Source organism: Dyadobacter sp. BE31 (genome assembly GCF_031457695.1).
In the GTDB taxonomy this organism is placed as follows: Bacteria; Bacteroidota; Bacteroidia; order Cytophagales; family Spirosomataceae; genus Dyadobacter.
This window is the reverse complement of the sequence record NZ_JAVDXA010000002.1, coordinates 777,773-792,422: the sequence shown is the minus strand read 5'-3', so window position 1 is coordinate 792,422 and position 14,650 is coordinate 777,773. Positions and strand designations below refer to the sequence as shown.

Sequence of the window (14,650 nt, the reverse complement as noted above, 5' to 3'; positions counted from 1 at the left end):
TCGATTGGGATAATGGCTATTAAAGGGTAATATCGACGCCCATCGTAAAAATGCGCGGGCTCGGAACTGAATAGGTCAGGTTCTGATTCGTTGCACCGTTGGTACCGTTTTCAGGATCCCAGAATTTCCAGTTGGATATAAACCCGATATTTCTCACGTTGGCATAAAGGCGCAGGTTCTGGACCGAAATGCGCTGTACCAGGTTTTTCGGAATGGTATAGGCCACCGCAAAGCTCTCGAAACGCACGAAAGATTTGCTTTGATAAACGCTATACCCAGTGGCCGACCCCTCGCTCGAATAAAGTCTCGCCCATTCGTTGTTCCGGTTTTCGGCAGTCCAGTAAGGGAACACATAGGAGCTGCTGCGATCCGGGAAGCCCGGGCGGTTCTTCATCTGGTTGAATTCCCCTTTTTGCCCAACATAAGAATACACCATGAACGACACGTCGAAGTTCTTGAACAGGTTGAATTCGTTACGCAGCGTGAAACGTGCACGCGGGCTCTGATATCCCTGGAAGACCTTGTCGTCGTTGGTAAACTTGCCGTCGTTGTTCACGTCGAGGATCTTGTGGTCGCCCGGCTTCACGCCGTATCTTTTGGCTTCCTCGGCCTCTTCCACCTGCCACACGCCGATCACCTTGTAGTTCCAGATCTCGTCGATCGCATGCCCGATAAACCATTTGTTGGTAATATCGTCGGCCTCGCGCTCGCCCGTTACATTGCCGGCAGCATCTTTGATCGCCGTTTTATTGCCGTAAAGGTGTACAATCTTGTTACGGTTCATCTGCACGTTCAAGGTCGACCGCCACGAGAAATTGTCTCTCTTCATGTTGTTCGAGTTCAGGCTCAGTTCGAGACCCTTGTTGTCGATCTGGCCAAGGTTGTCGAGTACGAAATCAAAGCCGAGTACGTTCGGCAATGCACGTTTCACGAGCAGGTCGCGGGTGGACGACTTATACAATTCCAGGCTACCGTCGATCTTGTTATTGAAAAACCCGAAATCGATACCGAAGTTGAGTGAGTTGGTACGCTCCCATTTGAGGTTCGGGTTTTGCATGCGGTCAACATACAGCTGGCTCACCTGGTACACCGTTCCGCCGGAGTTCACGTGCAGGTACTTGCCGGTGGCGAGGTTAGCCAGTGCATCGTAGCGCCCGATGTCCCGGTTTCCGTTGCTACCGTACGACAAGCGCAGTTTACCGTAGTTCAGCCAGTTGATTTTAATGAAAGGCTCGTCGGTAAATACCCAGCCCAACGCCGCGGAAGCGAACGTCGCACGCGGGTTTTTCTGTCCGAATGCCGAATACCCGTCACGGCGCGTCGACAACGTCAGCATATAACGGTCTTTGAAAGTATAGTACAAACGGGCCATCAACGCGTCGGCGGTGCTGGTCTGGTCGTCGCTCCACATTACCGGCGCATTACCGGCGCTGATGTTGTGATAGCCCAGGAAGTCGTTTGGCGCAAACCCCTTGTTCGAAACGCTGTCGCTCCACGAGCGGTATCTTTCCCTGTTGGCAAGCAAGGTCACGTCGAAGCTGTGTTTTTCGGCAAATGTCTTGTTCCATTTCAGGATATTATCGATCTGCCAGCTGAAAAACCGTGAATCCGCACGCGACGCCCTGCCGCCTTCCGCTGCCCAATCCATACTTTTGGACGACTCGGCATTATAGCGGTGGTACACTTCATAACGCGGAGTGAAATTGGCCTGATAAGTAATGCCGAACGGCAATGCCACTTTCGCAAAAATCACATTGTTGATCGTGATCGACCCCTTATCGCGGTCGGTGAAACTGCGTGCATAGTAAGGGTGGTTACCGCCGCTGGCTTCGTCGTTGGGGCGCCACTTATACGTCCCGTCCGCATTAAATTCCGATCCCCACGGCGACAAATTCGGCGCGAGATCGATATTCACCGGCACCTGGCTTTCGTCGCGGTCGGCGAATTGGGTATTAAGGCCCACGGTCAGGAATTTGTTAACCTTTCCTTCGAGGTTTACACGGGCACGCACGGTGCTGTACGCGTCACCCACGACAATCCCCTGGTTGTTCAGGTAACCTAATGACATGTAGTACGATACCTTATCGTTTCTACCCGAAAGGCTCAGCGTATGGTCCTGACGGAAACCCTTCTGGAAGATTTTGGAATACCAGTCGACGCTCTTTCCATCCTTGTAATTTTGAATTTCGGCCGGCTGCATGTTCAATCGCTGCAACCAAACGGTAGTCGGGTCGCCCTTGTCTGCGCCAAGCCATTGGTCCAGGGTTACGCCCGCGGGTAGGTTGTTAGGATTGGTGAAGCGCCAGGGGTCGGTCGTTGCGTTGATGTTCCGCATTACCTCCTGCCGCCAGGAGATAAACCCATCGGGGCTTAGTACCGGCTGATTTTTAGCCACTTCCGCAAAACCGACGTTGCTATTGATATTGATGATCGTCTTTCCTTCCTTCCCTTTTTTGGTGGTAACGAGGATTACCCCGCTGGCGGCCTTCGCACCAAAAACCGCCGCCGAACTCGCATCTTTGAGGACGTCGATCGTCTCGATATCGTTCGGGTTAATGTCTTCTAATCCGCCATAGTAGATCGCCCCGTCGAGTACGACCAGCGGGCTGCTCCCTGCGCCGAGGGAGTTGGTTCCGCGTACGGCCACATTACCGCCGCCTTTTGCCGAGGCCGAAAAACCGACATTCATACCCGGAATATTTCCACGAAGCACATCCTGCACCGACTGCGGGTTTTCATTTTCGAGCTTCGTCGCATTCACCTGCGACACAGCGCCGGTTAAGTCACGCTTTTTCGCAGTACCATAGCCCACCACGACCACTTCATCGAGTGTCTTCTGATCACTGCCAAGTTCCACGTCGATAATGCTGGCATTACCGGCCTGTTTTTCCTGGGTAACAAAACCCACGGCCGAGAACACCAGCACATCGGTTTCGGATTTGATCTGAATCTGGAATTTTCCTTCCGCGTCCGTCGTGGTACCATTGGTAGTACCTTTCACAACGACCGTCACACCGGGGATCGGGGACTTATCGTCCTTGGCAAGCACCTGGCCTGTAATGGTCTTGTCCACACTGTGGCGGCCAACTTTGGTAAGTGGCCGGGCCAGGGACTCCGGGAACGCCGTAGCGGGCCGTAGCAACAAGAGCAGGCACCCCGCTGCACAAAAAAGAGACTGGGTAGATCCTCTTTTCATAGTTAGTAAGATTGGTTAAAATTGGGTTTAGCATCGCCTCTCTACGATGTTAAGATTTCATGACGGAATTGAATTTCTTCCACCCCGACACCAATTCGTCATATTTTTTCCAAAATGCTTACAAAATACTGATAATCAAGGCTTCACAAGTGTGTGCACGCAAACAGTAACTGCCTGTCTACCTTCTCAATCGAATCCGATACCCAGGCGGCAGCACGCGGCCAAAAAAAATCCTGAAAAACATGTTTTTTTGCCTATTTTGCCGCCCATTTAAACACATCTGTTATTAAAACCACTATGAAACGTTTCCTCTTTTCGCTCGCAGCCACATTATTTCTGTTTGCAGGAGCATCCAATGCATTTGCACAAGGCCTTTCGGTCGAAAGCCTGCTCGACAAGGCAGTATCACTGACACAAAAAGGGGACAAAGCCGGGACGGCTGATGCGCTTACCCAGGGGGTTTCTGCTTTGGAAAAAGAGGCCAAATCCTCCGACGGCAGCCTGAAAGACAAGCTGCTGGGCAAGGCGGGCGACCTCAAAAGCATGATCCCGCTGGCTTCGTCGGGCAAGCTCTCGGGTGGTACGCTGGGCAAGGTAGTTAACGCCGTAAAAATGCTGATCGGCGCCAATCGTATCAGCGGATTGCTCGGAAAAGGCGAATCGGGTCTGTTGGGCAACGCGGCAGGACTTACAAGCAGTCTCGGGCTGATCAAGGCGGGAAGCTCTATTTTGGGCGGTTCCAACGAAACCAAACTGAACGGATTGCTGGGCGAAGCTACCAAAACTGTTTCCGGACTAGACAAGAAGGGCCCGGCAGCCAAATTGGCGGCAGCGGCATCGTCGAAGCAACTGGGCAGCATCGTAAGCCTCGTTAGCTCGGCGCTCTAATATCAATGCTCAGTCGGCGTGAGCCGGGGGCCGAACGGCCTGACAATGTTCCGAATAGCGTTTACAGCTACCCGTCAACTTCTGGCGGGTAGCTTAGTTTTTAGCCACAATGGCACTCCGGTACACCTTCGGCGACATTTTATTGATCTTCTTAAAGCACCGGTTGAAATAGGAAATATTGGTATAACCGCATTCCAGCGCGATTTGCGTTACAGGCAAATCCGATTGCTGCAATAGCTTGCAGGCAAACCCGATACGCACCTCATTGAGGAAATCGGAGAAGGTACGGTTGGTCAGCGTTTTGAAAAAGCGGCAAAAAGAGTGCAGCTGCAAACCCGCTACCGACGCGGCCTGTTGCAGGGTAATATCTTCCTTGAAATTCTGCTGGATGAAATGCATCAGCTTCGGCACGCGGCCGGAGGTCTGGCTCGTGTAGTTGGCCATAGGGTCCGGGAGGTTGAGCCAAACGAGCTCCTCCGGGTCGACCAGTTGATCGAGAATTTGCAGGAACGACGCCAGCATGCCCACATGGCGGTTCTGCTGCGCGTGCATTTGCTTTAAAATATGGATAATGAGCTCCTTTTTCTCCCCGCAAATACGGATCCCCCGCTCCGACTCTCTGAAAAATTGTCTCAACTCCTGGGTGTCCGTGAGCGCACTCAAATGCTCGCAGATAAGCTCGGGATTAATGTAAAGCGCCAGTGAAATGGCTTCGGAAGCCGGTTCGTCCGGTTTGGATTCGCTGTACCAGACGTGGGGCACATTCGGGCCGACGAACGTGAGGTCGCCTTCCTCAAACCGCTCGATCGAATGGCCGATAATGCGGGTGCCCGAGCCGGAAACCACATACACCAGCTGGCATTCCTTATGGAAATGAAAATCGGTCGAAAAGTACGGTCTCACGATCTTCTTGACCACAAATGGCTTCTGCGAGGGCGCAAATTCCGGCAGCAAGGTGTAGGTCGCTTTCATAGGTTAGGGAGCTTAAAAAAGTTACGCAAACATAGTACTACAAGTTATCAATCCGCCATTAACTTACAGGACTTATCACGCATAATTTTGTACAAATTCAGCAGCAAACCAAGTAAGCAAAATATTGACATCCAAATTCTCCAAACCATTTTTAACATTATATTAAAATAAAACACCGATAAGTATCCCTTTTAAACACTATCACAAGCTTTTACCATTTCGCGTTACCAGCCAGGTCAACCCAAATCAACACTGGTATCATATTGACATCCCGCAAAACATGTACATTACCTCCATTGAAATAAAAGACAAGCGGTTCAATCTCCCCGACGGCGTCGGCTCGGACGCTACGCACACCACGCCGCAATATGCCTACGCCGTTTGCTGCCTGCGTACCGATTCCCCTGTGACGGGCATTGGCCTGGCATTCACTCTCGGCGCAGGCACCGATCTGGTTTGCAAAGCCATTGATTACATTTCTGTCGCATTGAAAGGCCGGGAAATCGAAGAACTGATGGCCGACTTCGGTAATGAATACCGGCGGATCGCCGATTCGCCCTCTCTTCGCTGGCTCGGGCCTCACAAGGGCGTGATACACCTTGCATTGGCGGCCGTCGTGAATGCGTGTTATGACCTCTGGGCTAAATCGCGGCAGGTACCGTTGTGGCAGCTTCTGCTCGATCTCACGCCCGCACAGCTTGTGAACACGCTCGATCTCAGCTATTTCGAAGAAGTCCTCACCCGCGACCAGGCCATTGCATTGCTCGAAAACCAATTGCCTGCCAGGAACGAACGTACCGGCGTACTTTCGACGGGTTACAAGGGTTACGACACATCGGTAGGCTGGTTCAACTATCCGGATGAAAAGATCGTCGCAAATACGCGCAAGGCGATGGACAACGGTTTCAATGCCATGAAACTCAAAGTGGGGTCCGACGATCCCGGGCGCGATATCCGCCGGGCGGCGCTCATCCGCCAGACCGCCGGCGACACCGCGACCATTATGGTCGATGCCAACCAGAAATGGAACCTGCCGCAGGCATTGTATGTGTGTGAAAAGCTTGGTGACATTAACCCTTTCTGGATTGAAGAGCCCACGCATCCTGACGATGTGATCGGCCACCAGGCCATAGCACGTGCTATTGCCCCTTTCAAGGTGGCTACGGGCGAGCATATTCCTAACAAAGTGATTTTCAAAAACTTTTTACAGGCCAAGGCAATGGATTTCTGCCAGGTCGATGCAGTGCGCGTCGGCGGCGTGTCGGAATTCCTCACGATCAGCCTGTTAGCGCGCCAAATGGGCGTTCCCGTGGTGCCGCATGTGGGTGATATGGGGCAGATCCACCAGCACCTGGTGCTGTTCAACCACATCGGTATGGGGCACGAGCATTTGTTTTTGGAGCATATTCCCCATTTGCGGCCGTATTTTGTACAACCCGCGGAGATTACCGGCGGCTATTATCAGGTACCGCAAGTGCCCGGCAGCAGCAGCGATTTGAAAGACTGACGCAAACAGGAACAGCATTATGAATCTGATCAATAAAACGATATTCATCACCGGCGGGGCCTCGGGCATCGGGCGCGAGTGCGTAACCGCCTACCTCCGTGCAGGCGCCCGCGTGAGCGTGCTCGACCGTAATGAAAATGCATTGAACGAGCTGAAAGCGCAGTTCAGCAGCGACGCGTTGCTTGTACTACCGGGTGACGTGCGGCAACAGGAGCATATCAAAACCGCCATCGAAAAAACGGTAGCCGCATTCGGCAGCCTGCATGTGATCCACAACAATGCCGGCATTGCCAGCCCATCGAAGCCGCTGCATGAAACTTCGGAGGATGAGTGGAACAGCCTTTTCGATATCAACCTGAAAAGTGTTTACTACACCACGAAATACGGCCTGGAATACCTCCGACAAACACGGGGCAATATCCTCAACACGAGCAGTATGGTGGGCGAAATCGGCCAGGACAACCATGCCGCGTATGTGGCAAGCAAGGGCGGCATGAGCGCACTGACGAAGGCCATGGCACTGGATTATGCTCCCCTGGGCATCCGCGTGAATGCGGTGTGCCCTGCGGGCGTGTGGACGCCCATGCTGCGGCAATGGGCAGGCGAGCAACCGAATGCGGGCGAAATAGCGCAGTACCTCGACGACATCCATCCGCTGGGCCATTGCCCGGAAGGTGACGTGATCGCCGATGTGGCCGTGTTCCTCGTTTCGGATGCGGCGCGGTTTGTAACAGGGTGTATTATGCCCGTGAGCGGCGGGGCCGAATTAGGTTATAGAAGATAAATATGGCAACAAAAAGAACCTGTATGGCCCTGGGCCTGGTCGACAACGCCGAGCTCATCGCGTCGTACGAGCACTATCACCAACCCGGAAACATCTGGCCCGAAATCCCGGCCGGTATCCGCGACGCGGGTATTTCGGATATGCAGATCTACCGCATCGGACCGCATTTGTTTATGATAGTCGAGCACGACGACAGTACCGATCTCCCAACCGCATTCAACAAAATGGCTACTCTGCCCCGGCAGGGCGAATGGGCCGCGTGGATGGGCACTTTCCAGCAAAAACTGCCCGAAGCCGCCGCCGACGAGCATTGGGCCACGATGAAACCTGTGTTTTTACTCAACGACCATTTGCAATGAAAAACAGCAAAGCCGTAGTGGTCCCGCTGCTGGTCGTGATGAGCCTGATGTTTATCTGGAACCTCAGCCGGAATATCAACGACGTACTGATACCGCATTTGAAACGTGCCTGCCAGCTCTCCGACTTCCAGTCGTCGCTGGTGCAATCGGCGTTTTTTGGCGGGTATTTTCTGCTGGCATTGCCGGTGGGGCAGTTTATCGGCCGGTTCGGTTACAAGGCGGGCATGGTCACCGGGCTCCTCACCGCGGCGGTGGGCGCGTTCCTGTTCTTCCCCGCTGCCGATACCCGGTATTACCCGCTGTTCCTGGCTGCATTGTTCATCATGGCGGCCGGATTCACCTTCCTGGAAGTGACCGCCACACCCTACATTTCCGTGCTCGGTGATCCGGAACGCGCTTCCAGCCGACTAAGCCTCGCCTCGGCCGTGGGCTCGGCGGGTGCAACGCTGGGGCCTTTCATAGGCAGCCGCTTTTTGCTGCATGCCACGGAAGTTACTCCGGAGACGGTCGCCGGGTTCGACGCCGTGCAGCTCGGCAGTTATCTGAATGCCGAAGCCCAGCTCGTCAAAACGCCCTATCTGAGCCTCGGCGGGTTGTTCCTGGCGATCGGAATGCTGTTGTATTTTATTAAACTACCCAAAATAGAAGGCGAAGACGGGCACGCCGGCAGCATTCGCGACATCCTGAAATTTCGCCATACCGTGCTCGGGGCGCTGGGTGTGTTCTGCTACCTCGGGGCCGAAGTGGGCATCGTGAGTTTTTTGATCCGCTACGCAAAGGCATCGGGCATTCCACGGCTTACCGAGCAAAGTGCGGCATTATTTATCACATTATATATGGCATTGGTGCTCACGGGACGGCTGGCAGGGGCATTTTTGCTTCGCAAGGCCAATCCACCAGTGATCCTCGCCTTCTGCTCGGTGGCGGCGCTGGTACTGGTGGGCATTTCCATGACGAGTACGGGTTATGTGTCGGTGTACGCATTGTCGCTGGTGGGGTTATTCACGTCCGTGATGTACCCTATCCTGTTCACGCTCAGTATTAAAAATTTAGGGATTTATACCAAAACAGGCTCCTCGCTGATCATCATGAGCATCGTAGGCGGGGCTGTGATACCACCGGTCATGGGACTGCTGTCCGATGGTTTTGGAATACAAAAAGCATTTGTCGTGCCTGTGCTGTGCTTCGCCTACCTCGTGTATTATGCACGCGCAGGCCACGTCATAGCGCACGCAAGCACAACACAGGTTTAAAGCATGGATTTGAATTTTAGGATGATGAAAAAAAACTTATTGACATTACTACTATTGGCAGCACTCGTCCTGCCGGGATTCTCTCAAACAGAAATACCCAAAGCACAGCGCCTGAAATGGTGGCAAGATGCAAAAATGGGCCTTTTTATACACTGGGGACCGGTTTCACGCATTGGCAAGGAAATCAGCTGGTCGCGGGAAGGATACGGCAAGGCTCAATACGACTCGCTTTACCGTGGCTTCAATCCTACCCGCTTCAATGCCAAAGAATGGGTGGCGCTTGCGAAGGCTTCGGGCATGAAATACATGGTACTCACCGCCAAGCATCACGACGGCTTCTCGCTTTTTGACACCAAAACCAATAACTACAACATCATGCACACGCCATTCGGCCGCGATGTGTGCAAAGAGCTCGCCCAGGCCGCGCACGAGGCTAATATGCCCATCGGCTGGTATTTTTCCGTGGCCGACTGGAAAGACCCCGATTGCCGTAACCCGCAAACCAACGGCGTGTTTGCCGAACGGGCACTGGAACAGGTACGCGAGCTGCTGAGCAACTACGGCAAGATCAGCCTGCTCTGGATCGATTACGAAGGCTGGCCGACGCCGGTTGAACCTAAAAAAGTATACGACCTCGCGCGCAAGCTCCAACCGGAAATCATCATCAACAACCGCCTCGAACCATTTACACCCGATGAGTCGCACGCCTATGTGGGCAAGTATGCGGACTATGCGACTCCCGAGGGCTTCGTAGCGGGCTATGGTAAGGTCCCCTGGGAGACCTGCACCAACATGGGCCACCAATGGGCGTGGCGGTTCGGCGACAAGCCCCGCGATTTGAAGGAATCGGTGCATACCTTGCTCCGGTGTGTGGGCGGAAATGGCAACCTGCTCTTCAACATCGGCCCCGACAGCACGGGCGTGTTCCCGGCCAATTTTGCTGCGAGGGCCCGCGAAATGGGCGACTGGATTGCGCAAAATCACACCGCCATTTACAATACCAAAGGTGGCGTGTTCACTCCCGCACCCGATTATGTAAGCTCCTATCGCGGGAAACAGGTGTTTGTGCATTTGCTGAATGCGGGCAAAACGACACTTGCATTACCGGCCATTCCAGCCAAAATACGAAGCGCGAAGTTGCTGGACGGCACGCCGGTTCAGTTCACCCAAACCAACAAGAGCATTAGCCTCACCTACCCTTCCGGAAAGATCGACCCGGTTGCCACCGTTGCCGTACTGACACTCGACAAAGACGCGTCGACCATCGCGCCGACCGTGCCTCTGCCCGTCACCGGCTCTCTCGCGTACGCACACAAAGCCACGGCTTCGAGCGCGGTGGGCCAGTTCTACCACGATCCCGCTGCTGCATTTGACGACAATCCGAAAACAGCCTGGAAGATCGGGCGCCGTAAAGACGTCGATTTCTCGAAATATTATGGCAAGAACCTGCATTACCAGTCGCCGGAAATTATGGCATTGTACGAACCGACCGGCTGGCTGGAAGTGGACCTGGGCAAGCCCGAGACCGTAGGCCGCATTAAGCTCGGCGAGTCCAAATACGGGCAATCGGAAATCAGGAAGTTTGAGGTGTTGTATTTAAAAGGAAATGAATGGGTTTCACTCGCGCAGGACACCAAAATGGGTGATTGGGACAAGACCGTAGCCCCTGTGAAAGCGCAAAAATTCAGGTTGGCTATTCAGGATTACCACGGCTATTTCGGAGTGAACGAGTTTCAACTATTCCCTCCGGCTCCCTAACCGGGGCATCCGGCCCTGAATGAAAAAAGCACACGTCTCTGATTGAAACGTGTGCTTTGATATCCTGGTCTGAAACCGTCAGGCCAGGATTTTTTGCAGGTTTTTATAACAAGTTTCCACGGTTTCGATGCCCGGTGCGAGATCGTATTCCACAAAGAAATATTTCAACCCGGCGATTTGCGCAGCTTCAAAAATCCGCTTGAACTCGACTACACCGGTTCCGACGGCGGTAATGGTCGAAAGGTCGGCTTTGATATCCTTCACGTGCCAGAGCGGGAAACGGCCCGGATGCTCCTTGAACAACGCGACGGGGTCCTTTTTGGCTTTGGTAGCCCAGGCCAGGTCGAGCTCCATTTTCACGAGGTCCTTATCGGTTTGGGACAACACGAGTTCATAAGGCGTTTTACCGCCGTCCACCGGGTCGAACTCGGTAGCATGGTTATGGTAGGCGAATTGCAGGCCCGCCTTTTTCGCGGCTTCCCCGGTTTTCTGAAACACTTCAATAGAGCTCTTGATCTCGTCGGTCGTGCCTACGGGCGTGCTCGCGCATACGAGGTAGCTCAGGCCGGCCGAAGCCGCGTCGTCCACCAATTCCTGATAATTGTCGCGGAGGTTTTTCATCGGCGGAATGGTAATGGGCTTGCCGTCGGAGCCGGTGGGCAGCTTGCGTCCGGGAGGCATTTTAAAGGGAGCGCCCAATGCGTGGTGCGCGCGCCAGGTCATGCCGAGGCCTTCCACCAATGCTTTGAACTCCTTCGGCTCATAGCCATAGTACTTGCCCCGCGTGCTGAATGCGGATTCGATTTCCTTGTACCCGATTTTGGCGATTTGCTCCAATGTACCTTTCGGGTCGGTATTCATTTTTTCAAAAACCGTAAAAAGCTGGATACCGGCCGGCTTTTCTGCGAGCGTTACGCCTGCCTGACGGGCCGCTTCGGCAAGCGAAGGCAGCATGAAAGTACCGGCAGCCAATGCGCCCGCGCGGGTAAGGAAGTCTCTTCTGTTTATGTTTTTACGCATTATTTCCTTGGTTTGAGGTTAATTTTTAAACTTGATTTTGGAAAAAGACATCAGCGGCTCGATCGGCTTGGCGTCTGCGTTCCGGAATACGAGGTAGATATCCTGCTTGCCGGTGGTAGGTTGCAGGCCAATGCGGACCGGCGGCTGGGCGAAGCGGTTACGCGGTGCCGCAGCAGGCGCTTTGGGAGCGGCAGCGGCTCCCGTAGAAGAGCCGCCAGCAGCAGGAGCCGCTTCTTTTTTGGCGCCATTTTCCAATTCAGCCATCATTTTAGCCATGTCCACCGGTTTGGCTACGGCCAGTTTTTGCTGGCCGATCAGCGTTCCGGTCGGTGAGCCGAGGCGGACTTCAATGGTACCTCCTACGCTGCCTTCGCGTTGCTGGGCAGCGGCATTCAATTCTAGGGAATCAATACCGGTGAGGTCGACGGACGGGAATGCGATATAGCTGTTTTCAAATGCGACTACGGCAAAACCTTGCCCTGCCACGCCCAATGCTTTGGTTTCAACACCTTTTGTAACCGGCGCTTCGGCTGCATTCAGTTCCGGGCTGCGAAGGACGATCATTTCCTCGGTGGTTTGGGCCGGAACAGATTTGGTTGTTCCAACCGGCCGATCGGTATAGGCCGCGCGGATAATCACGGAACCTTTGCCGTTATCCGTTTTCGGGATTTGCGGCGTGTATTTTCCTTCCAAAGGCAATGTCGAAAGCGTCTTTTCCGTGCTGTTGAGGATGTATTTCACGATAACCTCCACATCAGCCACCGGAAGTGCAGGGTGTGCGGCCATCGCTACTTCGCCCCAAACGCCCGATCCGCCTTCCCGTACCTTTTTCACGAGCTTATCCAACGCGCCGGGATCGGCTTTGTATTTGTTGGAAACGTCCGCAAATGAAGGCCCTACCGATTTGGTGTTCGGCTGGTGGCACACTTTGCAATCGCTTTTATTCATCAAGGCCTGAGCTACGGCAAATTGCGTGGTAGCGTCGACACTGCGCTGGCTTTGCGCAACTTCCGCATAATCGAAGCCCTCCGCGGTGTAATCGATGCTCACAGCTACCTGATTGGCCTTGATTTTGCCGTCGGCGGTACTGCCATCTTCCTTATCCGAAATGCCTACCGCATAGCCGATAGGTTTGTTTGGAAAGAAAAATGTGCTGTTACCATCCAGTTTGATCGCCACTTTCGGCGGCTCGTTGCCCGCGATAATGCGTACGGACTGGCTGTTGCTGGCACCTTTGGAGTCGGTCACCGTGAGCGTGGCGGTGTAAACGCCTGCCTTATCGAATTTCACCTTCGGGTTTTCGGTAGCGAATACCTTCGGAGCAATGCCCGGACTGGTTACTTTCCAGCTGTATTTCAATGCGTCGTTATCAAAATCCTTCGTGCCTTTGGAGGACAAAACGGTTTCAAACGGCACAGTTCCGCCTTTTTTCTCTGCCGACGCCGCTACCACCGGTTTACGGTTGCCGCCGTTGTATTCGATACGCACCAGCCGCGAGTTATCGCTTTTGCGGAACCAGTTGCTGCCGTATTCGAGGATGTACAAATCGCCATCCGGCCCGAATTTGATATCGATCGGTTGTACCGGGTGATAGCTCGGCAGCACACGCTCCATCGATTCATAATCGCCCTGTGCATTCATGGTAATAGCCATGATCCAACCGCGGGAGAAGTCGGCGGCGATCCATTTGTTCTCATAATAGGCCGGCCAGGGTCTTTTAGGTGCTTTGAAATCGGAACGGTGGTAAACCGGGCCGCCCGTCGCGCTGCGCGAGCCTGAGCCGACTAGCGGGAATTTCTCGGACACGCCATAAGGATAGTAAATGAAGCTCGGCGCCGTCGGGAACAGCTCTTTCAAACCGGTATTGTTCGGCGAAGTATTCACCAGATTTTTCGGGTCCTTTTTCTCCCCCGGTTTGTTATTGGCATAATCAAAAACCGGGAAGGCCTGATCGTTACCCACAAACCACGGCCAGCCGAAGTTACCCGGCTTGCGCGCCTGGTTCAGCTCGTCGTACCCTCTTGGCCCGATCTCGGAATCCTCGTTCGCATCGGGGCCCACTTCGCCCCAGTAAATGTAGCCTGTCTTACTGTCCACCGAAATGCGCCACGGGTTGCGGTGGCCCATTGAGTAGATCTCCGGGCGGGTTTTGGCGGTGCCTTTCGGGTAAAGGTTACCTTCCGGAATGGTGTAGGAACCATCCGCCTCAGGGTGAATGCGGAGGATTTTACCTCTCAGATCATTGGTATTACCCGCATGTCCCTGATCGTCCCAGCTTTCGCGCCCGGGGCGTTCGTCGGTTTGCGCGGCTTTGTCGTTACCGGTGTTGTTGCCGACCGTCAGGAAGAGGTTACCATCTTTATCCCAGGTCATGCCGCCGCCGGTGTGGCAGCATACTTCGCGCTGGGTGGTCACTTCGAGCATCACTTTCTTTGTACTTTCCACGAGCTGGTCATCCACAAGGTCCCAGCGGGCGAGAATGTGTTTTTTCTCGGTCGGATGGGCGTAGTAGAGGTAAATCCAGTGGTTTTTGGCAAAGTTCGGGTCTAGGGTAATGCCCATTAACCCTTCTTCCGCCTCACGGGAAACACCTTCCTTGCTCACATACTTGGTATTAACCGGAATGGTCGTGATCAGCTCGGTCGTTTTCGTCGACGGATTGTATTTTTTCAAAGCGCCTTTCCGCTCGATAATGTAGGAACTGCCGTCGGGCAACACTTCGAATGCCATCGGTTCGTCGAGGTTGTCGGCCAGGACCACCGGCGTAAAACGGCTTTCGTCAGGCTTGGTGACGGTGTCCTGTATCGTAAATGCAGCGAGGGCGGCGACCGTAATCAACTTGGCCGACCAGCGGACCGTAGAGATGAGGCTTTTGCGCGGGATAGGTTTGAGCATAGATATGTACATCAAAGT

Annotated in this window: 10 protein-coding genes; 6 read left to right on the top strand and 4 right to left on the bottom strand. The window is 53.9% G+C overall.

The window, feature by feature from the left end; all coding sequences use genetic code 11:
• Positions 1-19 precede the first annotated feature (19 nt).
• A complete protein-coding gene (locus tag J2Y43_RS12000) occupies positions 20-3,196 on the bottom strand; it encodes a SusC/RagA family TonB-linked outer membrane protein (RefSeq protein WP_309982739.1) in 3,177 nt (1,058 codons plus the stop codon).
• 297 nt (positions 3,197-3,493) lie between these two features.
• Here J2Y43_RS12000 and J2Y43_RS11995 point away from each other — a divergent pair, with 297 nt between their 5' ends.
• Positions 3,494-4,084, top strand: coding sequence for a hypothetical protein (locus tag J2Y43_RS11995; protein WP_309982736.1), 591 nt, complete (start codon positions 3,494-3,496; stop codon positions 4,082-4,084).
• 93 nt (positions 4,085-4,177) lie between these two features.
• Here J2Y43_RS11995 and J2Y43_RS11990 read toward each other — a convergent pair whose 3' ends face one another.
• Positions 4,178-5,056, bottom strand: a complete 879-nt coding sequence (locus tag J2Y43_RS11990) for an AraC family transcriptional regulator (protein WP_309982734.1) — start codon at positions 5,054-5,056, stop codon at positions 4,178-4,180.
• A gap of 280 nt (positions 5,057-5,336) precedes the next feature.
• On the opposite strand from J2Y43_RS11990, the gene J2Y43_RS11985 reads away from it, so the two are divergent.
• The 5 genes from J2Y43_RS11985 to J2Y43_RS11965 are packed head-to-tail and all read left to right on the top strand — an operon-like array spanning position 5,337 to position 10,717.
• Positions 5,337-6,563, top strand: coding sequence for an enolase C-terminal domain-like protein (locus J2Y43_RS11985; protein ID WP_309982732.1), 1,227 nt, complete (start codon positions 5,337-5,339; stop codon positions 6,561-6,563).
• 19 nt (positions 6,564-6,582) lie between these two features.
• Positions 6,583-7,347 carry an SDR family oxidoreductase gene (locus J2Y43_RS11980; RefSeq protein WP_309982730.1) on the top strand — a complete coding sequence of 255 codons (765 nt, stop codon included), beginning with the start codon at positions 6,583-6,585 and terminating at the stop codon, positions 7,345-7,347.
• Between the two features lie 2 nt (positions 7,348-7,349).
• On the top strand, positions 7,350-7,706 hold the full coding sequence (locus J2Y43_RS11975) for an L-rhamnose mutarotase (RefSeq protein ID WP_309982728.1): 357 nt from the start codon (positions 7,350-7,352) through the stop codon (positions 7,704-7,706).
• Positions 7,703-8,959 (top strand): L-fucose:H+ symporter permease, encoded by a 1,257-nt coding sequence (gene fucP, locus J2Y43_RS11970; RefSeq protein WP_309982726.1) that lies wholly within the window; start codon positions 7,703-7,705, stop codon positions 8,957-8,959. The genes J2Y43_RS11975 and fucP overlap by 4 nt, the downstream gene beginning before the upstream one ends.
• A gap of 39 nt (positions 8,960-8,998) precedes the next feature.
• Positions 8,999-10,717, top strand: coding sequence for an alpha-L-fucosidase (locus tag J2Y43_RS11965; RefSeq protein WP_309982724.1), 1,719 nt, complete (start codon positions 8,999-9,001; stop codon positions 10,715-10,717).
• A 78-nt stretch (positions 10,718-10,795) separates the two neighbouring features.
• Here the strand turns inward: J2Y43_RS11965 and J2Y43_RS11960 are convergent, their stop codons facing one another.
• Together J2Y43_RS11960 and J2Y43_RS11955 are read right to left on the bottom strand one after the other, a co-directional pair.
• On the bottom strand, positions 10,796-11,737 hold the full coding sequence (locus J2Y43_RS11960) for a sugar phosphate isomerase/epimerase (protein WP_309982722.1): 942 nt from the start codon (positions 11,735-11,737) through the stop codon (positions 10,796-10,798).
• An 18-nt stretch (positions 11,738-11,755) separates the two neighbouring features.
• A complete protein-coding gene (locus J2Y43_RS11955) occupies positions 11,756-14,644 on the bottom strand; it encodes a PQQ-dependent sugar dehydrogenase (protein ID WP_310226535.1) in 2,889 nt (962 codons plus the stop codon).
• Positions 14,645-14,650 lie beyond the last annotated feature (6 nt).